The following is a 25,390-nucleotide window of genomic DNA, read 5'->3' as shown; positions in this document are numbered from 1 at the left end:
GCCGTGAAGTACACCATCCTGGGTGCAGGGGCCATGGGTTCCCTGTTCGGCGGTCTGCTGGCCACGCAAGGCCACGCCGTGGAACTGCTGGACCTCAACGAACGGCACATTGCTGAAATCCAGCGTGCCGGTCTGACACTCGATACGGACCAGGGCCGCCTGAACGTGCGCGTGAACGCCTGCCGACCCGAGCAGGGCTCGACCCCGCCGGACTGGCTGATCGTCTTCACCAAGACGATGCACACCGACGCGGCCCTGCGCGCTGCGCAGCACCTGATAGGGCCGCAAACCGGCGTGCTCAGCCTGCAGAACGGGCTGGGCAATCTGGAAAAGCTGGAAGCCTTTCTGCCCCGTGGGCGCATCGCCATCGGCGTCACCACGGTGCCGGCCGACATGAAGGGGCCGGGCCACGTGCAGTCGCACGGCCAGGGCCACAGCCGCTTCATGTCGGCAGACCGGCAGCGCAACCCCGCGCTGGTCCAGCTGGCGGCGGATTTCAACCAGGCCGGCCTGAGCTGTGAGCTGGACGACCAGGTGCTGGCCGCCATCTGGCGCAAGGTGGCCTTCAACGCTGCGCTCAACGGCATCTGCGCGGTCACCGGCAGCACGGTGGGCCAGCTTGGCCAGCACGCCGACACCCGCGCCCTGGTGCACCGGACCTCGCAGGAGGTCATCGACGTGGCGCGGGCCGCGGGTGTGGTGGTGGATGCCGACGGCGTGCACCACGACCTCGACCACGCCATGGCACACCACGTGCACCACAAGCCGTCGATGTTGCAGGACCTGCTGGCCCGGCGACCGACCGAGGTCGAGGCCATTCATGGCCAGGTGAGGGCGCACGGTGAGCGGCACGGCGTTCCCACACCCTGCGTGTCCACCCTGCACACCCTGGTCCAACAGATCGAGGCCGTGGCTTCCTGAACCTGCGCACCCTTCCGATCCACCCGTTCCATGTCAACCCAAGGAGACAAACATGACCCGTTCAACCTTCAGGCCCCAGACGCTGGTGGCCGGCCTCCTGGCTGCGCTCGCTGCCATGGCGGCGCTGCCTGCGGCCGCCCAGCAGGTGACCCTGCGCGTGCACCATTTCCTGCCACCGACCTCCAGCGCGCAGGTGAAGCTGATCCAGCCCTGGTGCGACAAGATCGCCAAGGAGTCCGCCGATCGTCTGAAGTGCCAGATCTTCCCGTCCATGCAGCTGGGAGGGTCGCCGGCGCAGCTGTTTGACCAGGTCCGGGACGGCGTGGTGGACATCGTGTGGACCGTGCCGACCTATGCCGCCGGGCGTTTCACCAAGTCCGAAGTGTTCGAGCTGCCCTGGATGGCCACCACGGCCAAGTCCGGCAGCCAGGCGCTGTGGACCTATGTCGACAAGAACGCGCAGGACGAGTTCAAGGGCGTGCGCCGTCTCTTCATGCACCTGCACGATGGTGCTCTCTTTCACTTCAAGGACAAGACGCCCCAGACCCTGGAAGACATCAAGGGCCTGAAGATCCGGGCCGCCACCCGCGCCAATGCCCGGATGATTGCCGCGCTGGGGGCGACGCCGGTTCCCATGGCGCTGCCCGCCGTTCCCGACGCGCTCTCCAAGAGCCTGATCGACGGTGCGGCGGTGCCGTGGGAAGGAACCCCCGCCATCCGCCTCGCGGACATGACCAAGTACCACCTGGACGTGCCCAACGGTGTGCCGCGGATCTCGAACACCATCTTCCTCTTCGGCATGAACGAGCAGAAGTACAACGCGCTGCCTGCGGACCTGAAGAAGGTGATCGACAACAACAGCGGCCTGGCCACCTCGGCCTGGGCCGGTGAAGTCGGTTTCGATGCCGTGGTGGAGCCCTACAAGAGGGCGGCCAAGGATGCGGGCGGGACGCTGGTGAACCTCAGCCCGGCCGAGTACCAGCGCTGGGTCAAGGCGACCGACTCCGTGGACGACGAATGGATCAAGGAGTCGTCGGCCAAGGGCGCCGACGGCAGGAAGCTGCTGGAGGAGGCGCGCGCGCTGGTCGGGCAGTACAGCAAGTGAACATTGGCGCGCTGCTGACATGTTGACCGTGAACGACTGGAGGGCGGCGGCGCGACGGACGCTTCCGCGCTTTGTCTACGAGTATGTGGACGGAGCGGCCGAAGACGAGCGGTGCCTTGCGCGCAACCGCGGCGCGCTGGACGCCATCTCGCTGACGCCACGCATCTTGCGCGACATCCGCCGCATCGACCCCGCTGTTTCCCTGTTTGACCAGACCTGGGCCCAGCCATTCGCCATTGCCCCCACCGGTCTGAACGGTCTGATCAGACCGGGCGGTGACCTCATGGGTGCGGCCGCGGCTCAAACCATGGGCGTGCCGTTCGTCCTTTCGACGGCATCGAACGAACGACTGGAAGCGGTGCGCGAGGCCGCGCCTCAGGCGCAGCTGTGGCTGCAGCTGTATGTGATGGAGGACCGCAGCGTCGCCGAGCAGTTGCTGCGGCGTGCCAAGGCCGCGAAGTTCTCGGCCCTGGTGCTGACGGTGGATGTTCCTGTGAGCGGCTTGCGCGAGAAGGACATTCGCAATGGCTTCAAGCTGCCGTTCAAGCCATCCCTTCCCTTGGCCATCGATCTGGCGCGCCACCCTGCCTGGTCACTGCGCCAGGCCATGGGCGGTGGTCCGAAATTCGTCAACCTGGTGGAAGACACCAAGGCCAGGATGTCCGCCCAGGCCCAGGCCGCGCTGTTGGCCCGGGCCATGGACCGCGGCCTGGATTGGTCCGCGTTGTCCTGGCTGAGGCGGCACTGGGACGGCCCCCTGCTGGTCAAGGGTGTTCTTCACCCCGAGGACGCGCGGCGGGCGCAGCAGGAAGGTGTCGACGCGCTGATTGTTTCCAATCACGGGGCACGGCAGCTGGATGTGGCGCCCACATCCATCGACCAGTTGCCACGTGTGGTGGATGCCGTTCGTGGTGCCATTCCCGTGTTGATGGACAGCGGCATCCGCCGCGGTTCGGATGTGGCCCGGGCCCTGGCCAGTGGTGCACATGCCGTGTTGATCGGAAGGCCCGTGCTGTACGGGCTGGCGGTCCAAGGTCAATCCGGCATCGAACGTGTCCTGGCGACCCTGGCCAGCGAACTGGAGCGCACGATGATTTTGCTCGGTGAGCCCGACGTCGCCGCGTTGCGTGTCAGTCGATCGACAGCAGACCCGTTCCCCCACACCGACCACGTCAGGCGAGTTTGAAGACGGCGACCCGACCTTCCAGTTTGGCGGCCTGATCGAGCAGGCTCTCGGCCGCGGCAGAGCTCTGCTCAACCAGGGCGGAGTTCTGCTGCGTCATCTGGTCGAGCTGGTTGATGGCAGTGTGGATCTGCTGAACGCCCAGGTTCTGTTCTCCGGCGGAGCTGGCGATGTCGGTGATGATGCCGGTGACACGGTCCACCGACACCACGATTTCGTTCATGGTGGCGCCCGCCTGCTCGACCAGTCGCGAACCCGATTCGACCCGGTCCACACTCTCGCTGATCAGGGCCTTGATTTCCTTGGCAGCGTCTGCACTGCGTTTGGCCAGTGTCCGCACCTCGTTGGCCACCACGGCGAACCCGCGGCCATGTTCACCCGCCCGGGCCGACTCGACAGCCGCGTTCAATGCGAGGATGTTGGTCTGGAAGGCGATGCCATCGATGACGGAAACGATGTCGCTGATGCGCTGGCTGCTGGCGTTGATCTCGTGCATCGTGTCCACCACCCGCCCCATGGCCTGTCCCCCCCGCGCAGCGGTCTCCTTGGCTGTTTCAACCATGTGACGAGCCTGTCCTGCGGCGGAGCTGCTGTGCTGCATCGCGCCGGCAATCTCGTCCATGGAGGCGGCGGTTTCCTCCAGGCTGGCGGCTGTGCTTTCTGTTCGTCTGGACAGGTCGGCATTGCCTGAGGCGATCTCCGTGCTGGCCTCCGTCATGGACACGACGCCCTGGCGGATCTCACCCACAATCGATTTGAGAGAGCCTTGCATGCGGGAGATGCCCGCCAGCACCCGCGCGGTCTCGTCCTCCCCCGCGTGCACCAGTGGATGGCTGAGGTCTCCCCGGCTCACACGCTCGATGGCGTCCACAGCCGCCTGGAGCGGCACCGTGATGCGGCGGGAAATGACGTATCCGAACCCGGCCGCGATGAACACCACCGCCAGCGCGAACACCATCATCAGGGCCGATGCCCGCTGCTGCAGGTTCGCCAGGCCGGCCACCGCGGCATTGACCCGTTCTTCGACACTGGTTCCGATCTCGGCCAGCGCGCTGTCGGCGGCCCGGATATCGGCCTTGGAAGGCTCCATCAGCTGATTGGCGCGCCAGGGGTCGTTGACCTCTCCGCGCTGGATGCCCACGATGATCTTTTCCACCGCCGCAGAGTAGGCGGTGATGCCGGCCTGCATGCGTTGCAGCGCCGCTTGCTCGTCGGGTCGCAGCAGCGGATGGATGTGGTCCATGAGCTTGCGCGTCTCGACCACCTGTCCCTTCCATGACTGTTCGTACTTGGCAAGCACTGCTTCGTCCGCCAGGTTGAGGAACAGGTCTTTTTCGTAGCGGCGCATGTTGCCTATCGATGCGCGGATGCCGCCGAGGCTGCGAACAGCCGTGACCTCGCTTTCAACCAGGGCCTGGCTGGTTTGAACGGCGTGGTTCAGGCTGTACCAGCCGGCGCCGGCAACGCCAAGAATGCCGCTTGTGCAGATGGCCATCAGCAACAAGAGCTTGGTTCGTACGGAAATCTTGGACAACCAATACATGGGACTCCCCGGTGAGTTTGCCGCGCAGACGCGTCGGGTTGTGCGGTGCACAAACGGGGATATCGGGTGATGGCCCGGCGACTTGAGCCGGCCTTGCCGTTGCGGGGGCTCAATCGTTGCAGAGGCTGAATATCCGGCGGGAGTGATGCCGCCGTAGACCACACGCAGCTTGAAAAAAGTGGTGTCTGTCTTGCGGCAATTGTTACCCGTCCCAAAAAAAAACCGCCCCGAAGGGCGGCTCGTCCTTCAGGCCGGGACTCAACGGCGCTGTTGCTGGTTGCGCTGGCCGTCCTGGGCTTCCTGTTGCTGGTTGCCCTGGTTCTGGCCCTGGCCCTGCTGATTGCGCTGACCGCCCTGGGCCTCCTGCTGCTGGTTGCCTTGCTTCTGGCCCTGGCCTTGCTGGTTGCGCTGGCCGCCCTGGGCTTCCTGCTGTTTGCCCTGGTTCTGGCCCTGGCCCCGGTTCTGGTCGTTCGACTGCTGGTTCATGCTGGTTCTCCTGTTGAAGTCACGGCAGAAAATGCCGCCTTCTTGGCTGGCAAACCGCATGCCGGACAGGCGGTGCGGCGCGGTTCAGGGGTTCCGGGCGGGCCTGGGATCCACCGGACTATCTCGGCACCAGGAAGGTGGAAGGCTCGTCCGCTTCAGGCGCGCCGGCCGCCTCGGGCGAAACCACCACGAAGTGGATGGGCACCACCCCGCCCGCATGCCGTGCCGCCTCGACGCCGGGCATGCGAACGGTGGCGGTGAGGGTGGTGGCCTGCGCCGGCCCCAGTCGGGCGGTGAGGGGGTGGCGAAGGTCCACCAGGTGCGCGGGTTCCACGCCCACGACCACTGTCCTGGCGTGGTCCGACGCGTTCATCAGCTGCAGCGTGTAGACGTTCTCCACCGCCCCCTGGTCCACCTGGCGCGCCATGATTGAGCGGTCCCGGATGACATTCATCCGCACCTCCGGCCGGGTGGCGAATGCCGCGACGGTGGTCGCGATGACCAGGCCCAGCAGGCCTCCGTACACCCAGACCCGGGTGCGCCATACGCGCCGCAGGAAGGGGCGCGGGCTGCCGGCGGCGCCGCCCAGTTCGTGCAGGGAGGCCATGCGGATCAGGCCCCTGGGCGCGCGCACCTTGCCCATCACGTCGTCGCAGGCGTCGATGCACAGGCCGCAACCGATGCAGGCCGCCTGCAGGCCGTTGCGGATGTCGATGCCCGTGGGGCAGACCTGCACACACAGGGTGCAGTCGATGCAGTGGCCGTCACCGGGGGCGCGGCGGTCGCCGGTCAGCGTTCCACGCCGCGGTTCGCCGCGCCGCTGGTCGTAGGCCACGTTCAGCGTGCGCTCGTCCATCAGCGAGCCCTGGAAGCGTCCGTAGGGGCACATGTGCAGGCAGACCTTCTCGCGCACCAGGCCGGCGTTGAGGTAGGTGAACAGGCCGTAGAACAGGACCCAGAAGCCGGTCCAGGGCCCCACGGCCAGCGACAGCGCGTCGGCCGCCAGCGGCCGGATGGCGGTGAAGTAGCCCACGAAGGTGAAGCCCGTCCACAGGCCGAACGCCGCCCAGGCCAGGTGCTTGCCGCCCCGGCGCAGCAGCTTCTCCGGGCCCCAGCCGGCGTGGTCCAGGCGCTTGCGGTTCTGGTGGCTGCCCTCGAACCGGTTTTCCAGCCACATGAAGAGGGAGGTGTAGACGGTCTGGGGACAGGCGAAGCCACACCACACCCGCCCGACCACCGCGGTGGCAAAGAACAGCAGCAGGGCGCTGATGACCAGCAGGGCGGCGAGGTAGATCAGGTCCTGCGGAAAGAGCACGGCACCGAACAGGTAGAAGCGTTTGGCTTCCAGGTCGAACAGCACGGCCTGCCGCGCGTTCCACGTCAGCCACGGCACGCCGTAGAAGAGGGCCTGCGTCAGCCACACAAAAGTCCAGCGCCACCGGGCGAAGGTGCCTGTGACGGCGCGGGCGTGGATCTTTTCTCCTGCGACCCAGGGGTTCTCGGGCTGGATGGGAATGACCTTTGGCATGGTGGTCTCGTGGGTGGTTGTGGGTTCACCGCTGCGGGATCGTGGAGGAAGCGGTATCGGTCGGCATGCGCCGATGGTCGCGCGGGACCGTCTGGTGCGCAGGATGCAGATGCTTTGAAAACCGACCGTATCAGGGGCCCGCTGCTCCCTTGCGATATGCGGCCATCTGATACGCATCTGGAAACGAAACCGCCCGCACACTCCATCAGATGGCATTCGTTCCCAGCGGCGTCATACCATCGGGTCCTTTTCTTGGGGTTCTCGAAGACATGTCGTCCGGCATCTTGACGCGTTACCAGCAGCTCGCCGATGAACTGGCGGGCAGCATCCGCACGGGGGTGCTGCGCCCGGGCGACCGGCTGCCCTCGGTGCGCGAGCTGCGCCGCCAGCGCGGGGTCAGTCCCTCCACCATCTTCCAGGCCTATGCCCAGCTGGAATCCGAGGGGCTGGTCGAGGCGCGGGTGCGGTCGGGCTATTTCGTGCGGGCGCGGCGACCCCTCTCGGGGCAGCCCCCGGAAGCCGCAGCGCCCAGCGGGCGCGTCACCCCCGTGGCCATCAGCGAGCTGGTGTTCGAACTGCTGGGCTCCACGCGCGATGTGGACGTGGTGCCGCTGGGCTCGGCGTTTCCGGCGCCCGGGTTGTTCCCGTTCGAGGCGCTGGCGCGGGGCGGGGCGCGGGCCATGCGGCGCCTGCGGCCGGCCCAGATTTCGGGTGCGCTGACCGCCGGCGATGAAACCTTGCGCGCACAGGTGGGCCGGCGCTACGCGCTCAACGGGGTGTCGCTGCGGCCCGACGAGCTCATCGTGACCAACGGCGCCATGGAGGCGCTCAACCTGTGCCTGCAGGCGGTGACCCGGCCCGGCGATGTGGTGGTGGTCGAGTCGCCCACCTTCTACGCCGCCCTGCAGGCCCTGGAGCGCCTGCACCTGAAAGCGGTGGAGGTCGAGACCGACCCGGTCGAAGGTGTGCGGCTGGACGCGCTGGAGGCCTTGCTCCAGCGCCAGAAGGTGGCGGCCTGCTGGTTCATGCCGACCTTCCAGAACCCGCTGGGTGCGCTGATGTCCAACGCCAAGAAGCAGGCCCTGGTGCAGCTGCTGGCCCGCCACGGGGTGCCGCTCATCGAGGACGACGTGTACGCCGAGTTGCACTTCGGCGCACGCCGGCCCTTGCCCGCCAAGGCCTTCGACCAGGAGGGGCTGGTGCTGCACTGCTCGTCGTTCTCCAAATCGCTGGCGCCCGGTTACCGGGTGGGCTGGGCGGCCGCCGGGCGCTATGCGCGCGACGTCGAGCGCCTGAAGATGATGAGCTCGCTGGCCTCGCCCATACCGCCGCAACTGGCCGTGGCCGAGTACCTCGTGCAGGGCGGGTTCGAGCGCCATCTGCGCCACTTGCGCGAAGCCCTCAGGACCCAGCACGCGGCGGCCCGGGCGCTGATCGAGCGCTTCTTTCCGAAGGGCACCCGCATGACCGAGCCGCAGGGCGGCTACTTCGTATGGCTGGAGCTGCCGCCGGGCGTGGACGCGCTGGCCCTGCACCACCGGGCCATGGCGCAGTCCATCAGCACGGCGCCTGGCGTGCTGTTCTCGGCCGACCGGCGCTTCACGCGCCACCTGCGCCTGAACGTCGGGCATCCCGTCGGTCCGCCGGTCAGGGCCGCGTTGAAGCTGCTGGGCAGCATGGCCAGGGAGCAGATCGCGACAGCCTGAGCCGGGCGGTTGCGGCCGGTGGCAGAAGGTGCTGCCACCCGCCTCTCAATGCAGCTTCACGAGCGGTGTGGCCCGCTTCACCAGAAATCGCGCCAGCGCCAGCACCGCGGTGCGCAGTGCACCCAGCACGGCCAGGTGGTGCATCAGGTGCAGGCCCATGTACATGGTGCGGGCCAGCGTGCCTTGCACGAACCAGGTGGAGCGGAACAGGTTGCCCATGAGGTTGCCGACCGATGAGCGCGTGCCCAGAGACACCAGCGAGCCGTGGTCCCGGTAGACGAAGGGGCGGTCCGGTGCCGGCCGTCCGCGGGCCCGGCGGGTGAGGGCGGCGAGCAGATAACGGGCCTGCTGGTGCGCGGCCTGGGCACGCGGCGGCACCCAGCCGCCGTCGGCCATCGGGCAGGCGGCGCAATCGCCCAGCGCGTACACATCGGTCTGGCCCTGCACCAGCAGGCGGTCGCTCACCTGCAACTGCCCCGCGCGGCTGGTGGGCAGGCCCAGCGTGGCCAGCACGGCGGGCGCCTGGATGCCGGCGGCCCACACGACCAGGTCGGCGGCGAACACCCGGCCGGCCGCGTCTTCGACCTGCTGCGGCGTGACGCGCGCCACCCGGCAGCCGACTTCGACCCTCACGTGGCGTTCCCCGAGCAGCCGCGCCGCGGCGGCCGACACCTTCTCGGGCAGGGGCGCGAGGATGCGCCCGGCACCTTCGAGCAGTGTGATCTGCACATCCCGCTGCGGGTCGAGCCGGCGGAAGCCGTAGCGCGAATGCACCACGCTGGCTTCGCGCAGCTCGGCCGCCAGCTCCACGCCGGTGGCGCCGCCGCCGATGATCACGATGCGGACCTGCCCCGCCTCGCCCACGCTCCTGCGCAGGTCGGCCGCCGTGAGCAGCCTGAGCATGTCGCGCCGGAAGCGCTCGGCATCGGCCGGGCGGTTCAGGGCGAGCGTGAAATCCGCTGCGCCGGGCACGCCGTAGTGGTTCGCCGTGCTGCCCACGGCAATGACCAGCTGGTCGAACACCAGCTCGCGCGCGGGCAGCAGCTCCTCGCCGCGCTCGTCGCGCACGGGCCCCACCTGCAGCACCTTGCCCGGCACGTCGAGGCCGGTCATGGCGCCGAGGCAGAAGTCGAAGCCGTTGTCGTGCGCCAGCATTTCATACGACAGGCCTTCCTGGTGGATGTCGAGCGTGCCGGCCGCCACCTCGTGCAGCGAAGGCTTCCAGATGTGGAACAGTTGCTGGTCCACCAGAGTGACCTGCTCCGCGCCCAGACGGCGGCCGAGCGCGCACGCCAGTTCCAGGCCGCCGGCGCCGCCGCCGACGATCACCGTGCCGTGGGGTGGCCGGGCAAAGGGACGTTCATTTCGCATGGCCGCCCGGGGAGCCGTCCACCGTCCCCCCATCGGATGCCGGGGCGGGGTCCGGGATCTGCACCACCCGACCCTCCGCCCAGGCGTCCGCCCCGGGATCGATGGGCGGCGCCGGGATGTCCGCGCGGTCTTTTCTCTTCTCTGCGCTCGACACGTTGAACCGCCGGTCCCGTTCGGCCACCATCGCCGGGTCGGCCTGGCCGTCCGCGGTGAAACCCATCATCAGCCGGGGAACCCCGAGTGGCAGCCCTTTTTGCTGGTCGGTGTGCCAGGTGTGCCAGGTTTTGCCGTAGGTGCCGATGAGCTTCTTCATCAGCTCCTTTTCGGCCAGTTGGGGAATCCCTGGCGCAATGAGCTGGCCCGAGGCGACCTCGTGCACATGGCTGTGCCACAGCGCCTTCTCCTGTGGCGGCAGCGTCCTGAAGAGCCTTGCGCTCACGATGTATTCGACGCCCATGATCTTGGCCTCCCGGACGTTGCCGTCGTAGATCACGCACTGCGTCACGTCTTCGTTGACCACCGAGCAGTAGTGGTGCGCCTCCATCTGCGCCTTCATGTGGCCGTTGTAGAAGTGAAAGCCATCCAGGTAGGTGTTCAGGGCTTCGATGGGCGGCTTGTTCTGCAGCAGGTTGGCGCCTTGTTCCAGCAGCCCGGTTTTCGGCGACGCCGGCGCGCCGGGGGCGGTCACGTTGGAGCCGCTGTTCTTGCCGCCGCAGGCCGCGAGGAACAGGACCAGGAGGGAAGGATGGAATCTTTTCACTGTGTTTGCGCTCGGTGGTGCCCCAACACCTCCGTGGAGCGGCAAGTGGCATTCCTGAACAGCGCACGCGCGGTCCTTTTCACGGCGCCCTACTGGGTGCTGACCGGTGGTCTGCCCGGTGCGGCGGTCGCCGCTCCGTTCGGCTTCATGGACTGGACCGCCATCCCGCGCGGCACCCGCGCGCGCCGCATCGGCGCGCTGCATGGCGGCGGCAACACCATTGTTTCGCTGCTGTTTCTCGCAGCCTGGCTGCTGCGCGAGCCCCGGTCGGTGCCCCCGCTCAACTCCCTGGTCTGTGCCTGGCTGGCCGTGGCTGGCGCGCTGGTCACCGCATGGCTCGGCGGTGAACTGGTGTGCCGCCTGGGCGTCGGCGTGGACGAAGACGCCGGCCTGGACGCCCCGCGCAGCGTCGGCCGGTCGTGAGGTTCAGGAACGCGCCTTGCCGGCTGTGTCCATGAACCAGACTCACATTCCCCCTACAGACCCGTCGGCCGGCCACGGCCCTGCCGGAGGTGGCGCGCTCGTGGAAGGCGCGACCCCTTCATTGAAGGAGTTCGAAGCGGCGTACGACCGGTGGAAGGCCGCCACGGTGACGTTCGAGCAGGCGGTGCGCCGCATGCGCGGCGGCGACCCGGCGGCGCGGGAACAGGCCCAGGAATGCGCGCGCGAACTGGCACAGCTGCACCATGCGTTTCTGGAAGCGTCGCAGCCTCATTTCGCGGCCAGCGCGCGCGACACGCGCGCGACCGGGCCCTCCGAAGGCCCGTGGCCCTTTCCCACCCACGACGCACCGGGTGAGCCTCCCTGAGCCCCCAAAGAAAGAAAACCGCCTGCCAGTTTTTTGAGCAACTCCTCGCAAGGCCAGCAGGGGCGCGGGTTCGGCGCATCCGTTCACCAGATATCCACAGGCTTTTTCAGGGCGCGTGGGGACAAGCCGGGCCCGGTTTCCGAAACCACCCGGCCGGCCGCCACAATGCGCGCATGTCCACACACCGACTCCACCGCATCGGCCCCCGGGTGGCCCTGCCGCTGCTGCCTGGTCTGGCCACCGTGGTGTTGCTGGCGCTGGTGCTGGTGGCCAACCACCTCATCATCGAGCACGAACTGGAGCAGCGGGCCGGCTACCGCGTGGCGCAGGTCTCCAGGGTCTTTGCCGAACTGGTGTCCCGCACCGTGTCCCGCCGCGTGTCGGAGCTGCAGCTCACCGGACGCCTGCTGCAACAGGGCAACCCGTCCCAGCCGACCGGCAGCAGCGATGAACTGGACCATCTGCGGGGGCAGTCCACCGCCTATGTCTGGATCGGGTGGGTGGATCCCCAGGGCCGGCTGCTGGTGTCGTCGCCTGCCGAGCCGGCCCGCACCGGACAAGTGCTGCTGGACCCCGCGCGGGCGCAGGCCGGCTCCGCCGAACTGTTGACCGTGGGGGTGCTGCCGTCCTGGGCGTCGCTGCCCACGGCGTCGGCCCTCGGGGTGCTGGTGGTCCCGTTGCGCACAGCGCAGAACGCGCCCGCCGGCGCGCTGGTGGCCCTGCTGGACCAGCGTTACTTCGAGGCCCTGCGCCAGTTCGCGCTCGGCGACCCGGTGGCGCGGCGCTCCCTGGAGCTGGCGCTGCTGGCGCCCCAGGACTCCGTGGCCCTGGGTGCCGTCGCGGCCCCGGGGCTGCAGGCGGTCGAAGGGCTCACCGCTCTGGCGGGCGTGGATTCCGATGTGAAGGTGCCCTGGCGCGCGCTCGCCCACCAGCCGCTGCAAGCCGCCGTGCAACCGGCCACCCAGCTTGAAAGCGGCCTGCTGGGATGGGGCCTGCCCGCCGCGTTGCTGATCGGTGGTCTGGGGGTGTGGATCTCGCGCCGTCTGGCGCGGCCCTACCAGCAGGTCTTCGACGCCGTCTCGACCGCCCGGCCCCGGCAGGACGGAGGGGAGCCCGGGGCCTTCCTGCGGGCTGTGGCCGATGCAATGCGCCGGCTCGCGCCCGCATGGGACATCGACCAGGGATCGCAGGCGCTGCTGGAGCACCTGCTGCAGGACGCCCAGCGCCTTCACCAGGTGCTCGACCAGCTGCCGACACCGGTGTACCTGCTGGACACCGGGGGGCGGGTGAGCTTCTGGAACCAGCAGGCGGCCGCGGTCTTCGGCTGGTCACCCGAGGAGGCGCTGGGCCGGCCCATCGACGAGCTGCTGCCCGGCCGTGTGCACGACGACGCGGAGCCGTCCGCCGACGACCAGCTGCGGGCTTTCGAGGCCCGGACAGTCACGCGCTCCGGGCTGGAGCGCTGGGGCGAGTGGCGCCTGCTGCCCCTGCGCTCACCCGAGGGGGAATCGCTGGGCCAGATCGTGCTGGTGCGCGACATCACGGAGCGGGTGCACGCGGCCACCGCCGCGGCACAGCACCAGGACGATCTGGCCGAGCTCACCCACCGCCTGATGCAGCAGGAGCAGGCCACCACACGGCGGCTGGCGCAGACGCTGCACGACCAGCTTGGCCAGACCCTGGGCGCGGTGCGCCTGGCCTTCGACACCCTGCAGCCGGTGCTGGGGGCGGCCAGCGACCAGCGCCACCGCGACCGCGCGCAGCGCCTGGGGCTGTTGATCGACCAGGCCGTCGCACAGGTGCGCCAGGCGCTGGTGGAGCTGCGCCCGCCGCTGCTGGAGGACCTGGGCCTGGCGGCGGCGCTGGACAACGAGGTGCAGATGCGCCGCAACGAAGCGGCGCCCGCCGAGTTGCGGCTGGACACCGAGCCGCTGGCCGCGCTCACCCGGTGGCCGGCCGATGTGGAGCACGCCGCCTTCATGGTCGCTCGCGAGGCGATCGCCAATGCTGTGCGCCATGCCCACGCCCGCCAGATCCGGCTCGTGCTCAAGGGCGCGCCGGACCATCTGGTGCTCAGCATCGAGGACGACGGCGAAGGCATGCCGGAGGACCGGCCCGGTGCGCGACCCGGCCACCTGGGCCTGGTCGGCATGCGCGAGCGCGCCCTGGCCATCGGCGCGCGCATGCGGGTGGGGCCGGCGCAGCCGCATGGTTTGTGCGTCACACTCCAGTGGCCCGCCAACACCCAGCCCCCCGTCCCGACCGACACCCCATGAGCACGATCTACCTGGTCGACGACCACGCCCTGATGCGCGACGGCCTGCGCGCCGTGCTGGAGGACGCCGGTCACCGGGTCGTGGGGGAGGCCGACCATCCCGCGCCCGCGCTGGCCGATCTGCAGCGGCTGTTGCCGGACGTGATGCTGCTGGACCTGCACCTGGGCGACCGCTCAGGCCTGGAGCTGCTGGAGCAGGTCCGGCTGCGCAAGCTGCCGGTGCGCACGGTGGTGCTGACCATGTCTGCCCAGCCCCGCCATGTGGCCGAGGCGCTGCGGCTGGGGGCCGCCGGCTATGTGCTCAAGGGAGCGCCCGCGGCCGAGGTGCTGAAAGCCATCGACGCGGTGCTGGCCGGACGTCGGCACCTCGGCCCCGAAGCCGCCGAGCTGGCGGTGCAGGGGCTCACCGAGTCGCCCGAGTCGCAAGCCCTGGCCAGCCTGTCGGTGCGCGAGCAGCAGGTGCTGCTGCTGGTGGTGCGCGGCCAGACCAGTGCAGCCATCGGGGAAGCCCTGAACCTCTCGCCCAAGACGGTCGAGTCCTACCGCAGCCGGCTGATGACCAAGCTGGGTGTGAACGATGTCACGGGCCTGGTGCGGCTGGCCATCCGCGAAGGCCTGATCAGCGCGCAGGAGCGCTGAGCGTTCGACCGGGATCCCGCACACACCCGGTCAAGGTTTCCCGGCAGGCGCCCGCGCGCCCTGGCGGCACAGTCGGGGCCATCATGACCCTGCCTTACGCCTCCCAGCGGCTGCACCGCGGCCCCACCCACCGGACCACCCTGCTGGTGGTCACCAGCCATGTCGAGCATGTGCAGACCCTGCGCGCGCTGGCCAAGGGGCGCCAGCACCGGCTGCACGTCGAATGGGCGCGCGATGACCGGCTGGCGATCGACCTGGCCCAGCAGGTGCGCCCGGAGCTGGTGCTCATCGACGCGCGTCTCAACGGCGACCGCGCGCCCTTGCTGCGCCGGCATCTGGCCCGCACCCTCGAAGGCAGCGTCTGCTACACCTGCCATGAGCGCGGGCAACCCGTGGGCGGTGCGGCGCACCACGACACCCTGCACTGGGACGAGGTGCCCATGCTGCTGCGCCACTGGGAGCCAGTGGCGCATGCACCGGGTCTGCACGGCAGGAGCGAAGAGGCGGGGGTCTTGTGAACGCCCGTCAGCCCATACTCACGACGCCGTCCGGCGCGAGAGAAGCCCTGCGCCAGCAGGCACTGGAAGAGCTCCGGCTGCACGAGGTGCTGGACGATGCCGCGCTGAAGGGATTGGCGCGGGTGGCGGCGGGCGTGGTCGGCGCGCCGGCCGCCATGGTCAATTTCATCTACGCTACCGATCAGCGCACGCAGGCGGCCACGGCCGGTCCGGCCAACGTGCCGCGCTCCGATGCCTTCTGCCACCACACCATCCAGTCCGACCGGTTGCTGGAGGTGCAGGACGCGCTTCAGGACCCCCGGTTTGCAAGCCATCCAATGGTGCTCGGGCCGGCCGGCATCCGCTTCTACGCCGGGGTGCCGATCGGCCTCGGCGGCCATCGCCTGGGCGCCCTGTGCGTGACCGACAGCCTGCCACGCCAGCTCACCGAGGGCCAGCGACAGCAGTTGCAGGACCTGGCCGGGGTGATCAACCACTGGCTGCGCGCACGCAGCGAACACCTGGCCCAGCGCGCCCGGCTCGAAGCCGCCGCCAGCGAGCTGGAGGCGCGCGTGGCGGCGCGCACGCAGGAGCTGGAGCAGGCCCGCCAGCGGGCCGAACAGGCCAATGCCGCCAAGAGCGCCTTCCTGGCCACCATGAGCCACGAGATCCGCACCCCCATGAACGGCGTGCTCGGCATGCTCGAACTGCTCGAGCGCACCCCCATCGACTCCCACCAGCGCCAGCTCTGCCACACCGTGCACGAGTCGGCCCACATCCTGCTGGGGCTGATCGACAACATCCTGGACTTCGCGAAGATCGAGGCGGGCCACATGGACCTGCACGACAGCCCGACCGATCTGCGCGACCTGGTCCAGGGCGCCTGCGACAGCCTGCGGGCCAATGCCGAGGCCCACGGCACCGAGCTGCAGGTCCGGCTCTCGCCCGCGCTGCCCACCCACATCCTGTGTGACCCGCTGCGGCTGCGCCAGGTCCTGTTCAACCTGGGCGGCAATGCCATCAAGTTTTCTTCCGGTCAGGGCCGTCAGGGCCAGGTGAACATCTGCGTGAGCGCCGAACGGAACGAAACCTTGCTGCTGGAGGTGGAAGACAACGGGGTGGGCATCGCCGCCGATCAGCTGGCCCGGCTGTTCGTGCCCTTCCAGCAGGCCGATGCACAGACCACGCGGCGCTTCGGCGGGACCGGACTCGGTCTGGCGATCTGCCGCAGGCTGGTCGAGGCCATGGGCGGGGACATCGACCTGCATTCGCGCCTCGGCGAGGGCACCGTGGCCTGCGTGCGCCTGCCGCTGCGGCTCTGCGACGCACCGGCACCGGCGGCGCCCGATGTGGTGCGCGCCGAGGGACAGCCGCTGCCCGTCTGGCGGACCGAACAGCTGGAGCCGGTGCTGGTCGCCGAAGACAACGCGGTCAACCGCATGGTCATCCAGCGGCAGCTGCAGCAACTGGGCGTGCCGGTGGAGCTGGCCGAGGACGGCCGCCAGGCCCTGCGGCAATGGACGGCCCGCGCGGGCCGCTTCAGCTTGGTGCTGACCGACCTGCACATGCCCGGTCTGGATGGCTACGAACTCACGCAGGCCCTGCGCCAGGCCGATCCGCCGGCGCGTTGCGCGGTGATCGCGCTCACCGCGAACGCCCTGCGCGGTGAGGCCCTGCGCTGCCAGCAGGCCGGCATGGACGACTACCTCTGCAAACCGCTGTCCATCCAGCAGCTGGGCCAGACGCTCCAGCGCTGGATGCCCGTCCCGCCCGCCGGGTCGGACGCCGCGGCCGTGCTGCCGGACCACGACCCCCAGGTGCTGGTGGACATGCTGGGCGACGACCCCGACGACCACCGCACCGTGCTGACCCTGCTGATGACCGCGCTGGACCGCGGCCTGGTCGAGCTGCACGAGCACGCCGAACAGGCGCGCTGGTCCGCCTTCACGGGTGTCGCGCACCGGCTGAAATCCTCGGCCCGGGCCAGCGGCGCCCGCTTCGTGGCCGAGCTGCTGCACGAGATGGAACATGCCGGCCGCAGCATCAGGGCCGAGCGGGCACTGGAACTGCTGACCCTGCTCACCCCGGCCATCGGGCGCCTGCGGCACTGCTTCGACGGCTACATGGCCGGCCGCTGATTCAGCGAACCGGGTGTCGGAATCAGGCCAGAAACTGGCGTCTGCAGCTAACCGCAGGTCGCCGAGGCGCCGCAACATGCAGCGGCGCACCACCACCCGCTGACCGCGGTGACGGGCGCAATCCGCGCACTTCCTTGGGGAAGTGTTCCCCACTGGCGCGGCCCGTTCTGGTCAACGGTCCAGCGGGTCGGCGTCGCCTTTTCCAGCTGGAGCAGACATGCAGATGAAGGTAGCAGGAGTACTCGCCGCAGTGAGCTTGTTGACAGGACAGCAGGCGCTCGCCGACGACGCCAGTTGCAGGACCGTCAACTTCGCCGATGTGGGCTGGAGCGACATCGCCGCCACCACAGGGCTGGCCTCGGTCGTGCTCGAAGGCCTGGGCTACCAGCCCAAGGTCACCATCGCATCCGTGCCCATCGTGTTCGCCGGCATGAAGAAGAAACAGATCGACGCGTTCCTGGGCTACTGGAACCCGTCGATGACGCCGGTCATCGAGCCCTTCGTGAAGGCGGGTGACATCAAGGTGCTGGACACGCCCAACCTGGTAGGAGCGAAGTACACGCTGGCCGTGCCGACCTACCTGTACGACAAGGGCCTCAAGACCTTCAACGACATCGCGAAGTTCGAGAAGGAGCTGGACGGCAAGATCCACGGCATCGAGCCTGGCAACGACGGCAACGCCCTCATCGCCGGCATGATCAAGGACAACAAGTTCGGCCTGAAGTCGTTCAAGCTGGTGGAGTCCAGCGAGGCCGGCATGCTGGTCTCGGCGCAGCGCGCGGTCAAGGAGCAGAAAGCCATCGTGTTCCTGGGCTGGGAGCCGCACCCCATGAACGTGCAGCTCAAGATGAGCTACCTCTCGGGCGGCGACGAGGTGTTCGGACCCAACCTGGGCGAGGCCAAGGTCTACACCGCCATTCCGCCGTCGTACGAGAAGCGCTGTCCCAACGTCAACGCCTTCCTCAAGAACCTGCAGTTCAGCACCGGCATCGAGAACGAGGTGATGGGCCCGATCCTCAACAAGGTCAAGCCCAACGCCGCGGCGCGGGCCTACCTCAAGAAGCACCCGGACACCGTTGACAAGTGGCTGGTGGGCGTGACCACCTTCGACGGCAAGCCCGGCCTGGAAGCGGTCAAGGCCGCACTGGCGAAGTAAGCGTCCCGCCATGAGCCTTCCCATTCTCCCCAGCTTCGTCGGCGGGGGACCCGTGCAGGGCGGCGGAGCCGGGTTCGAGTCGATCAACCCCGCTACCGGGCTGGCCTGGGCCGTGGTGCACGAAGTCACGCAGGCCGACGTGGACCGCGCTGTGGCGGCCGCGCAGGCCGGCTTCACGCTGTGGTCGGCCATGACCGGCACCGAGCGCGGCCGCATCCTGCGCCGCGCGGCCGACATCCTGCGCCAGCGCAACGACGAGCTGGCCGCGCTGGAGGTGCAGGACTGCGGCAAGCCGATCCAGGAGGCCCTGGTGGTGGACGTGGTGAGCGGGGCGGACTGCATCGAGTACTTCGCGGGCGCGGCGGCCACGCTGTCCGGCCAGCAGTACCCGCTGAAGAACGCCTTCGCCTACAGCCGCAGGGAACCGCTGGGCGTGTGCGTGGGCATCGGCGCCTGGAACTACCCGCTGCAGATCGCCTGCTGGAAGTCGGCGCCTGCGCTCGCGGCGGGCAACGCGATGGTCTTCAAGCCCTCCGAGCTGACCCCGGCCACCGCCGTCAAGCTGGCCGAGATCTATCTGGAGGCCGGTGTGCCGCCGGGTGTGTTCAACGTGCTGCAGGGGCGCGGCGCGGTGGGCGCGATGCTGGCGTCGCACCCCGACGTGGCCAAGGTCTCGGTCACGGGTTCCGTGCCCACCGGCAAGCGCGTCATGGAAACCGCCGCCGGCACGCTCAAGCGCGTGACCATGGAGCTGGGCGGCAAGTCGCCGCTGCTGGTGTTCGACGACGCCGACCTGGAACAGGCGGTGGCCGCCGCGATGATGGGCAACTTCTACACGCAGGGCGAGGTCTGCACCCACTGCACGCGCGTCTTCGTGCAGAAGGGCATCGCACCGCGCTTTCTGGCGCGGCTGAAGGAACGCACGGCGCTGCTGCGCGTGGGCGACCCGGCCGACCCCGCCACCGAGATCGGCGCGCTGATTTCCGAGGCCCATGCCGACAAGGTGATGGACTACATCGCCAGCGGCGTGGCCGAGGGCGCGTCCCTGGTGTGTGGTGGCGAACGGGTGGCCGTGGACGGCCTGGGCCGCAACTTCGTGGCGCCCACCATCTTCGCCGACTGCCGCGACGACATGCGCATCGTGCGCGAAGAGATCTTCGGGCCGGTGCTGTCCATGCTCACCTTCGACACCGAGGCCGAGGCCGTGGCACGTGCCAACCGCTCGCGCTTCGGACTGGCCGCGGGCGTGTTCACCTCCGACCTGCAGCGGGGGCACCGCGTGGCGGCGCAGCTGCGCGCGGGCATCTGCTGGATCAACAACTACAACATCGCGCCCATCGAAATGCCCTTCGGCGGCGTGGGCGAGTCCGGCATCGGTTCGGAGAACAGCATGGCCGCGCTGGACCACTACACCCAGCTCAAGACGGTGTACGTCGAGCTGGGCGAGGTGGCGACCGGCTACCGCTGACACCGCTTCCGCTCTTCCTCTTTTCCAGCGCCGCGCGCGCCTGTCCGGATGACCATGCGAGCCGCAGAATTCGACTACATCATCATCGGCGCCGGTTCGGCCGGCAGCACCCTGGCCTACCGGCTGGGCGAAGACCTGGACCTGAAGGTCCTGGTGCTGGAGGCCGGCCCGATGGACCACCACCTGTTCATCCACATGCCCAGCGCGTTCGCCTACCCCATGGCCAACCCGCGCTACAGCTGGCAGTTCGAGGCGGAGGCGGACCCCGGCATGAACAACCGTCGCATCCACTGCCCGCGCGGCAAGACCATCGGCGGCTCCAGCAGCATCAACGGCATGGTCTACATCCGCGGCCACGCCGAGGACTACAACGGCTGGGCCGAACAGTTCGGGCTGCCCGAATGGCGCTACGCACACTGCCTGCCGTACTTCCGCAAGTCCGAGACCCGGGAGCGGGGCGGCGACGAGTACCGCGGCTCGGACGGCCCGCTGAAGGTGTCCACCGGGGCGTGCAAGAACCCGCTCTACAACGCCTTCGTCGAGGCCGGCCAGCAGGCCGGCTACGGCTACACCGCCGACATGAACGGCCACCGGCAGGAAGGCTTCGGCCCCATGGACATGACGGTGCACAAGGGCCGGCGCTGGAGCACGGCCATGGCTTACCTGCGTCCGGCCCTGCAGCGTGGCAACGTCACACTGCACACCGGCACCGCGGTCTCGCGCATCGTGTTCGAGGGCAGGGCGCAGCCCCGCGCGGTCGGGGTGGAGGTGGAGCAGGGCGGGCAGAAGGTGGTGTACCGGGCGCGGCGCGAGGTCCTCCTCAGCGCCGGGGCCATCCAGTCGCCGCAGCTGCTGCAGCTCTCGGGCGTGGGCCCCGCGGACCTGCTGCGATCACTGGGCATCCCGGTGGTGGCGGACCGGCGTGGTGTGGGCGAGAACCTGCAGGACCACCTGGAAACCTATGTGCAGTACGCCTGCAAGGAACCGATCACGCTCTACGCGGCCACCAAGCCGCTGGCCATGGGGGCCATCGGTGCGCAGTGGCTGCTCACGCGCACCGGCCTGGGGGCGACCAACCACTTCGAGTCCGGCGGCTTCATCCGCAGCGACGCGGGTGTCAAGCACCCCGACCTGCAGTACCACTTCCTGCCGATGGCGGTGCGCTACGACGGCAGCGCCACGGTGGAAGGCCACGGCTTCCAGGCCCATGTGGGGCCCATGCGCTCGACCAGCCGCGGCCATGTGCGCATCCGCAGCACCAGCCACCGCGACGCGCCCGAGATCCGCTTCAACTACATGAGCACCGAGCAGGACCGCAAGGAGTTCCGTGCGGCCATCCGCCTCACCCGCGAGGTGTTCGCGCAGCAGGCCTTTGACCGCTACCGCGCCCAGGAGCTGTCGCCCACGGCCCAGGTGCGCAGCGACGCAGAGATCGACGAACACATCCGCAGCCAGGCCGAGACGGCCTACCACCCCAGCTGCTCCTGCCGCATGGGGCACGACGAGCTGGCGGTGGTGGACGGGCAGGGCCGGGTGCACGGCGTGCAGGGCCTTCGTGTGGTGGACGCGTCCATCATGCCGGTCATCGTCAGCGGCAACCTCAACGTGCCCACCATCATGATGGCCGAGAAGATCGCGGACGCGATCAAGGGCCGGGCGCTGCCGCCCTCGGACGCACCGGTGTGGCTGCATCCGAATTGGCAGGCGCAGCAGCGCTGACCCCCGCGGGCGCCGGCCGACACATGTCGGAATCAGACGCCTGCGGATGTCGGAATGGGAACAGAAATTGGCGTGTCCAGCGCAGCGCCACCGGGTCAGGAAAACGAAGATTCGTCCCAGTTCGAATCTCCCTACAAGACCCGAGGAAACACCCATGTTCAGCTACCAGAAGCAGTCCCTGCAGGCGTCCGATCCGGCCCTGTGGTCCATCGTCCAGCAGGAGCACCAGCGCCAGGAACAGCACATCGAGCTGATCGCCAGCGAGAACTACACCTCGCCGTCCGTCATGCAGGCCCAGGGCAGCCAGCTCACCAACAAGTACGCCGAGGGCTACCCCGGCAGGCGCTACTACGGTGGCTGCGAATTCGTCGACCAGGCCGAGCAGCTGGCGATCGATCGCGTCAAGCAGCTCTTCGGTGCCGACGCGCACGGCTGGGGTGCCAACGTGCAGCCGCACTCGGGTGCACAGGCCAACGAGGCCGTGTTCATGGCCTTCATGAAGCCGGGCGACACCTTCATGGGCATGAACCTGGCCGAAGGCGGCCACCTCTCGCACGGCATGGCGCTGAACATGTCGGGCAAGTGGTTCAACGTCGTCAGCTACGGCCTGAACGAGAAGGAAGAAATCGACTACGACGCGATGGAGCGCAAGGCCCACGAGAGCAAGCCCAAGATCATCATCGCCGGCGCTTCGGCCTACGCCCTGCGCATCGACTTCGAGCGCTTCGCCAAGGTCGCCAAGGACGTCGGCGCGTTGCTGATGGTGGACATGGCGCACTACGCCGGCCTGATCGCGGCGGGCGAGTACCCGAACCCCATCCCGCACGCCGACATCGTCACCAGCACCACGCACAAAAGCCTGCGCGGACCGCGCGGCGGCATCATCCTGATGCGCCCCGAGCACGAGAAGGCGATCAACAGCGCCATCTTCCCCGGCCTGCAGGGTGGCCCGCTGATGCACGTGATCGCGGCCAAGGCCGTGGCCTTCGGTGAGGCGCTGAGCCCCGAGTTCAGGGCCTACCAGCAGCAGGTGGTGAAGAACGCCGCCGCGCTGGCCGACACCCTGGTGGCGCGCGGCCTGCGCATCGTCAGCGGCCGCACCGAGAGCCACGTGATGCTGGTGGATCTGCGCGCCAAGGGCATGACCGGCAAGGCCGCCGAAGCCCTGCTGGGCAGCGCCCACATCACGGTCAACAAGAACGCCATCCCCAACGACCCGGAGAAGCCGATGGTGACCAGCGGCGTGCGCCTGGGCTCGCCCGCCATGACCACGCGCGGCTTCAAGGAAGCCGAAGCGATCAAGGTCGGCCACCTGATCGCCGATCTGCTGGACCACCCGACCGACGAGGCGGTGATGGCCCGCGTGCGCGCCGATGTGGCCGCGCTGACCGCGGCCTTCCCGGTCTACGGCTGAAGCCCGGAAGCCCAAGATGGCACTGAGCACCTTCGACCTCTTCAAGATCGGCATCGGTCCGAGCAGCTCGCACACCGTGGGGCCTATGCGGGCGGCGCACCGGTTCGCGCTGGCCCTGCGCGACGGCGGCCTGCTGGACGCCGTGCAGGCCGTGCGCTGCGAGTTGTACGGCTCGCTGGGCGCGACCGGCAAGGGCCATGGCAGCGACAAGGCCGTGCTGCTCGGCCTGGAGGGCGAAGAGCCCGACCTGGTGGACCCCGACAGCATCGCGCCGCGCCTGGCGGCGCTGCGCGAGAGCAAGACCCTGAGCCTGCTGGGCACGCACCCCATCGCTTTCGACGAGCGCGAGGGCCTGAAGATGCTGCGCAAGCCGCTGCCCTTCCACCCCAACGGCATGCGGCTGTGGGCGATGGACGCGCAGGGCGCTGTGCTGCTGGACAAGACCTACTACTCGGTGGGCGGCGGTTTCGTGATCGGTCAGGACGAGGCCGGCCAGCACGCCCTGGTGCCCGACGCCACGCCGCTGCCATACCCCTTCACCACCGGCGACGAGCTGCTGCAGCGCTGCCAGCAAAGCGGGCTGAGCATCGCGCAGGTGATGTGGCGCAACGAGCTGGTCTGGCGCGACGCCGACACCGTGCGCGCCGGCCTGCTCAAGATCTGGTCCGTGATGCAGGCCTGCGTCAAGCGCGGCATCGCCACCGAAGGCACTCTGCCCGGCGGCTTCAAGGTCAAGCGCCGCGCGGGCGAGCTGCACCGCTCGCTGACCGCACATCCAGAGGCCGCGCTGAAAGACCCGCTGCAGGTGATGGACTGGATCAACCTGTACGCGCTGGCGGTGAACGAAGAGAACGCCGCCGGAGGCCGCGTGGTGACGGCGCCCACCAACGGCGCGGCGGGGATCGTGCCCGCGGTGCTGCACTACTACGCACGCTTCATTCCCGGTGCCAATGAGCAGGGGGTGATCGACTTCCTGCTCACGGCCGCGGCCATCGGCATCCTCTACAAGGAAAACGCCAGCATCAGCGGTGCCGAGGTCGGCTGCCAGGGCGAGGTGGGGGTGGCCTGCTCGATGGCGTCGGGTGCGCTGGCGCAGGTGCTGGGCGGCACGCCCGAGCAGGTGGAGAACGCGGCCGAGATCGGCATGGAACACCACCTGGGCCTGACCTGCGACCCGGTGGGCGGGCTGGTGCAGATCCCCTGCATCGAGCGCAACGCCATCGCATCCGTCAAAGCCATCAACGCGGCGCGCATGGCGCTGCGCGGCGACGGCACCCACTTCGTCAGCCTGGACAAGGTCATCAAGACCATGCGCCAGACCGGCGCGGACATGCTGACCAAATACAAGGAAACGTCCCGAGGCGGACTGGCCGTGAACATCGTCGAGTGCTGAAAGAGTAGAGAGAAAGACCTCCCACCATGCAGAACTTTTCCATCTGGTCCCTGCTGCGCAACAGCATGTCCTACCACGAGGGCTGGCAGAAGCAGTGGCGCTCGCCCGAGCCCAAGCGCGAGTACGACGTGGTCGTGGTCGGCGCCGGTGGCCACGGCCTGGCCACCGCCTACTACCTGGCCAAGGAACACGGCGTGCGCAACGTCGCCGTGATCGAGAAGGGCTACCTGGGCGGCGGCAACACGGCGCGCAACACCACCATCGTGCGCTCCAACTACCTGTGGGACGAGTCCACGGCGCTGTACGAGAAGTCCATGCAGCTGTGGGAAGGCCTGTCGCAGGACCTGAACTACAACGTGATGTTCAGCCAGCGGGGCGTGCTCAACCTGGGTCACACGCTGCAGGAGATGCGCGACATCGAGCGCCGCGTCAACGCCAACCGCCTGAACGGCGTGGACGGCGAGGTGGTGACGCCCGCGCAGATCAAGGAAATGATCCCGTACATCAACCTCAACACGCGCTACCCGGTGCTGGGCGCCTCGCTGCAACGGCGCGGCGGTGTGGCGCGCCACGACGCGGTGGCCTGGGGCTTTGCCCGCGCGGCCGACGCGCGCGGCGTGGACATCATCCAGAACTGCGAAGTCATCGGCATCGGCCGTGAGGGCGGGCAGGTGACCGGCGTGGACACGGTCAAGGGCTTCATCAAGGCCAAGAAGGTCGCCATCGTCTCGGCCGGTCATTCGAGCGTGATCGCCAGCATGGCCGGCATCCGCCTGCCGATCGAGAGCAAGCCGCTGCAGGCCCTGGTGTCCGAGCCGCTCAAGCCCATCTTCCCCTGCGTGCTGATGAGCAACGCCATCCACGCCTACATCAGCCAGTCCGACAAGGGCGACCTGGTGATCGGTGCCGGTGTGGACCAGTACAACGGCTACGGCCAGCGCGGCAGCTACCAGACCATCGAGCACACGCTGCAGGCCATCGTCGAGATGTTCCCGATGTTTTCGCGCGTGCGCATGAACCGCCAGTGGGGCGGCATCGTGGACGTCTCGCCCGACGCCTGCCCGATCATCGGCCTGACCCCGGTCAAGGGGCTCTACATCAACTGCGGCTGGGGCACCGGCGGCTTCAAGGCCACGCCGGGATCGGGCTGGGCCATGGCCTACACGGTCGCACAGGACCGGCCGCACGAACTCAACGCCTCGCTGTGCCTGGACCGTTTCTACAACGGCCACCTGATCGACGAACACGGCGCGGCTGGCGTCGCCCACTGAGCCACTGAG

Annotated in this window: 21 protein-coding genes; 16 read left to right on the top strand and 5 right to left on the bottom strand. The window is 68.8% G+C overall.

The features are described from left to right. Nucleotides 1-3 precede the first annotated feature (3 nt). The 3 genes from RCO38_RS20080 to RCO38_RS20070 are packed head-to-tail and all read left to right on the top strand — an operon-like array spanning nucleotide 4 to nucleotide 3,212. On the top strand, nucleotides 4-921 hold the full coding sequence (locus RCO38_RS20080; RefSeq protein WP_308330209.1) for a ketopantoate reductase family protein: 918 nt from the start codon (nucleotides 4-6) through the stop codon (nucleotides 919-921). 52 nt (nucleotides 922-973) lie between these two features. Beyond that, the gene (locus RCO38_RS20075; RefSeq protein WP_308330208.1) at nucleotides 974-2,026 is read left to right on the top strand and encodes a TRAP transporter substrate-binding protein; all 1,053 of its coding nucleotides are present in this window, start codon (nucleotides 974-976) and stop codon (nucleotides 2,024-2,026) included. A 19-nt stretch (nucleotides 2,027-2,045) separates the two neighbouring features. Next, nucleotides 2,046-3,212 (top strand): alpha-hydroxy acid oxidase, encoded by a 1,167-nt coding sequence (locus tag RCO38_RS20070; RefSeq protein WP_308330207.1) that lies wholly within the window; start codon nucleotides 2,046-2,048, stop codon nucleotides 3,210-3,212. On the opposite strand, the gene RCO38_RS20065 is transcribed toward RCO38_RS20070, so the two are convergent. The 3 genes from RCO38_RS20065 to ccoG form a co-directional block, all read right to left on the bottom strand. Next, entirely contained in the window at nucleotides 3,199-4,914 is a 1,716-nt protein-coding gene (locus RCO38_RS20065; protein WP_308330206.1) for a methyl-accepting chemotaxis protein, read from the bottom strand. The genes RCO38_RS20070 and RCO38_RS20065 overlap by 14 nt on opposite strands. Nucleotides 4,915-5,010: 96 nt before the next feature. After that, nucleotides 5,011-5,238 (bottom strand): hypothetical protein, encoded by a 228-nt coding sequence (locus RCO38_RS20060; RefSeq protein WP_308330205.1) that lies wholly within the window; start codon nucleotides 5,236-5,238, stop codon nucleotides 5,011-5,013. Between the two features lie 118 nt (nucleotides 5,239-5,356). Beyond that, nucleotides 5,357-6,766, bottom strand: a complete 1,410-nt coding sequence (gene ccoG, locus RCO38_RS20055) for a cytochrome c oxidase accessory protein CcoG (protein WP_308330204.1) — start codon at nucleotides 6,764-6,766, stop codon at nucleotides 5,357-5,359. Between the two features lie 269 nt (nucleotides 6,767-7,035). Between ccoG and RCO38_RS20050 the strand changes: the two genes are divergently transcribed. After that, nucleotides 7,036-8,472, top strand: a complete 1,437-nt coding sequence (locus tag RCO38_RS20050; RefSeq protein ID WP_308330203.1) for an aminotransferase-like domain-containing protein — start codon at nucleotides 7,036-7,038, stop codon at nucleotides 8,470-8,472. Nucleotides 8,473-8,517: 45 nt separating this feature from the next. On the opposite strand, the gene RCO38_RS20045 is transcribed toward RCO38_RS20050, so the two are convergent. Continuing rightward, the gene (locus tag RCO38_RS20045) at nucleotides 8,518-9,843 is read right to left on the bottom strand and encodes an NAD(P)/FAD-dependent oxidoreductase (protein ID WP_308330202.1); all 1,326 of its coding nucleotides are present in this window, start codon (nucleotides 9,841-9,843) and stop codon (nucleotides 8,518-8,520) included. Next, complete coding sequence (locus RCO38_RS20040) at nucleotides 9,833-10,603, bottom strand: OBAP family protein (protein WP_308330201.1); 771 nt, start codon at nucleotides 10,601-10,603, stop codon at nucleotides 9,833-9,835. Before RCO38_RS20040 ends, RCO38_RS20045 begins: the two co-directional genes overlap by 11 nt. A gap of 45 nt (nucleotides 10,604-10,648) precedes the next feature. Here RCO38_RS20040 and RCO38_RS20035 point away from each other — a divergent pair, with 45 nt between their 5' ends. The 12 genes from RCO38_RS20035 to RCO38_RS19980 all read left to right on the top strand — a co-directional run bounded on the left by RCO38_RS20035 (nucleotide 10,649) and on the right by RCO38_RS19980 (nucleotide 25,381). Continuing rightward, the gene (locus RCO38_RS20035) at nucleotides 10,649-11,026 is read left to right on the top strand and encodes a DUF2231 domain-containing protein (RefSeq protein WP_308330200.1); all 378 of its coding nucleotides are present in this window, start codon (nucleotides 10,649-10,651) and stop codon (nucleotides 11,024-11,026) included. 31 nt (nucleotides 11,027-11,057) lie between these two features. Further along, nucleotides 11,058-11,411, top strand: a complete 354-nt coding sequence (locus RCO38_RS20030; protein ID WP_308330199.1) for a hypothetical protein — start codon at nucleotides 11,058-11,060, stop codon at nucleotides 11,409-11,411. 173 nt (nucleotides 11,412-11,584) lie between these two features. Continuing rightward, complete coding sequence (locus RCO38_RS20025; RefSeq protein ID WP_308330198.1) at nucleotides 11,585-13,687, top strand: PAS domain-containing protein; 2,103 nt, start codon at nucleotides 11,585-11,587, stop codon at nucleotides 13,685-13,687. After that, nucleotides 13,684-14,325 (top strand): response regulator transcription factor, encoded by a 642-nt coding sequence (locus tag RCO38_RS20020; protein WP_308330197.1) that lies wholly within the window; start codon nucleotides 13,684-13,686, stop codon nucleotides 14,323-14,325. Before RCO38_RS20025 ends, RCO38_RS20020 begins: the two co-directional genes overlap by 4 nt. An 83-nt stretch (nucleotides 14,326-14,408) precedes the next feature. Continuing rightward, nucleotides 14,409-14,843: a hypothetical protein gene (locus RCO38_RS20015; protein WP_308330196.1), complete on the top strand. Its 435-nt coding sequence runs from the start codon at nucleotides 14,409-14,411 to the stop codon at nucleotides 14,841-14,843. Then, nucleotides 14,840-16,960 carry an ATP-binding protein gene (locus RCO38_RS20010; protein WP_308330195.1) on the top strand — a complete coding sequence of 707 codons (2,121 nt, stop codon included), beginning with the start codon at nucleotides 14,840-14,842 and terminating at the stop codon, nucleotides 16,958-16,960. The genes RCO38_RS20015 and RCO38_RS20010 overlap by 4 nt, the downstream gene beginning before the upstream one ends. Nucleotides 16,961-17,183: 223 nt before the next feature. Further along, nucleotides 17,184-18,116 (top strand): choline ABC transporter substrate-binding protein, encoded by a 933-nt coding sequence (locus RCO38_RS20005; RefSeq protein WP_308330232.1) that lies wholly within the window; start codon nucleotides 17,184-17,186, stop codon nucleotides 18,114-18,116. 10 nt (nucleotides 18,117-18,126) lie between these two features. Then, the gene (gene betB, locus RCO38_RS20000) at nucleotides 18,127-19,584 is read left to right on the top strand and encodes a betaine-aldehyde dehydrogenase (protein WP_308330194.1); all 1,458 of its coding nucleotides are present in this window, start codon (nucleotides 18,127-18,129) and stop codon (nucleotides 19,582-19,584) included. A gap of 54 nt (nucleotides 19,585-19,638) precedes the next feature. Continuing rightward, nucleotides 19,639-21,303, top strand: a complete 1,665-nt coding sequence (betA, locus tag RCO38_RS19995) for a choline dehydrogenase (protein WP_308330193.1) — start codon at nucleotides 19,639-19,641, stop codon at nucleotides 21,301-21,303. A 154-nt stretch (nucleotides 21,304-21,457) separates the two neighbouring features. Further along, nucleotides 21,458-22,717 carry a serine hydroxymethyltransferase gene (gene glyA, locus RCO38_RS19990; RefSeq protein WP_308330192.1) on the top strand — a complete coding sequence of 420 codons (1,260 nt, stop codon included), beginning with the start codon at nucleotides 21,458-21,460 and terminating at the stop codon, nucleotides 22,715-22,717. A 16-nt stretch (nucleotides 22,718-22,733) separates the two neighbouring features. Then, nucleotides 22,734-24,110: an L-serine ammonia-lyase gene (locus RCO38_RS19985; protein WP_308330191.1), complete on the top strand. Its 1,377-nt coding sequence runs from the start codon at nucleotides 22,734-22,736 to the stop codon at nucleotides 24,108-24,110. 26 nt (nucleotides 24,111-24,136) lie between these two features. Continuing rightward, nucleotides 24,137-25,381 (top strand): sarcosine oxidase subunit beta family protein, encoded by a 1,245-nt coding sequence (locus tag RCO38_RS19980; protein ID WP_308330190.1) that lies wholly within the window; start codon nucleotides 24,137-24,139, stop codon nucleotides 25,379-25,381. Nucleotides 25,382-25,390 lie beyond the last annotated feature (9 nt).

The organism is Hydrogenophaga pseudoflava, assembly GCF_031020795.1.
Lineage (GTDB): Bacteria > Pseudomonadota > Gammaproteobacteria > Burkholderiales > Burkholderiaceae_C > Hydrogenophaga > Hydrogenophaga pseudoflava_A.
The sequence above is the reverse complement of the archived record's forward strand: the minus strand, read 5'-3'. Positions and strand labels throughout refer to the sequence as shown.

What these genes read in the sequence shown, in the direction of transcription:
- RCO38_RS20075 (WP_308330208.1), top strand. Translation starts at nt 974, where the DNA reads ATGACCCGTTCAACCTTCAGGCCCCAGACGCTGGTGGCCGGCCTCCTG.
- RCO38_RS20070 (WP_308330207.1), top strand. Translation starts at nt 2,046, where the DNA reads ATGTTGACCGTGAACGACTGGAGGGCGGCGGCGCGACGGACGCTTCCG.
- RCO38_RS20060 (WP_308330205.1), bottom strand. Translation starts at nt 5,238, where the DNA reads ATGAACCAGCAGTCGAACGACCAGAACCGGGGCCAGGGCCAGAACCAG.
- ccoG (WP_308330204.1), bottom strand. Translation starts at nt 6,766, where the DNA reads ATGCCAAAGGTCATTCCCATCCAGCCCGAGAACCCCTGGGTCGCAGGA.
- RCO38_RS20050 (WP_308330203.1), top strand. Translation starts at nt 7,036, where the DNA reads ATGTCGTCCGGCATCTTGACGCGTTACCAGCAGCTCGCCGATGAACTG.
- RCO38_RS20045 (WP_308330202.1), bottom strand. Translation starts at nt 9,843, where the DNA reads ATGCGAAATGAACGTCCCTTTGCCCGGCCACCCCACGGCACGGTGATC.
- RCO38_RS20030 (WP_308330199.1), top strand. Translation starts at nt 11,058, where the DNA reads ATGAACCAGACTCACATTCCCCCTACAGACCCGTCGGCCGGCCACGGC.
- RCO38_RS20025 (WP_308330198.1), top strand. Translation starts at nt 11,585, where the DNA reads ATGTCCACACACCGACTCCACCGCATCGGCCCCCGGGTGGCCCTGCCG.
- RCO38_RS20020 (WP_308330197.1), top strand. Translation starts at nt 13,684, where the DNA reads ATGAGCACGATCTACCTGGTCGACGACCACGCCCTGATGCGCGACGGC.
- RCO38_RS20015 (WP_308330196.1), top strand. Translation starts at nt 14,409, where the DNA reads ATGACCCTGCCTTACGCCTCCCAGCGGCTGCACCGCGGCCCCACCCAC.
- RCO38_RS20005 (WP_308330232.1), top strand. Translation starts at nt 17,184, where the DNA reads ATGAAGGTAGCAGGAGTACTCGCCGCAGTGAGCTTGTTGACAGGACAG.
- betB (WP_308330194.1), top strand. Translation starts at nt 18,127, where the DNA reads ATGAGCCTTCCCATTCTCCCCAGCTTCGTCGGCGGGGGACCCGTGCAG.
- betA (WP_308330193.1), top strand. Translation starts at nt 19,639, where the DNA reads ATGCGAGCCGCAGAATTCGACTACATCATCATCGGCGCCGGTTCGGCC.
- glyA (WP_308330192.1), top strand. Translation starts at nt 21,458, where the DNA reads ATGTTCAGCTACCAGAAGCAGTCCCTGCAGGCGTCCGATCCGGCCCTG.
- RCO38_RS19985 (WP_308330191.1), top strand. Translation starts at nt 22,734, where the DNA reads ATGGCACTGAGCACCTTCGACCTCTTCAAGATCGGCATCGGTCCGAGC.
- RCO38_RS19980 (WP_308330190.1), top strand. Translation starts at nt 24,137, where the DNA reads ATGCAGAACTTTTCCATCTGGTCCCTGCTGCGCAACAGCATGTCCTAC.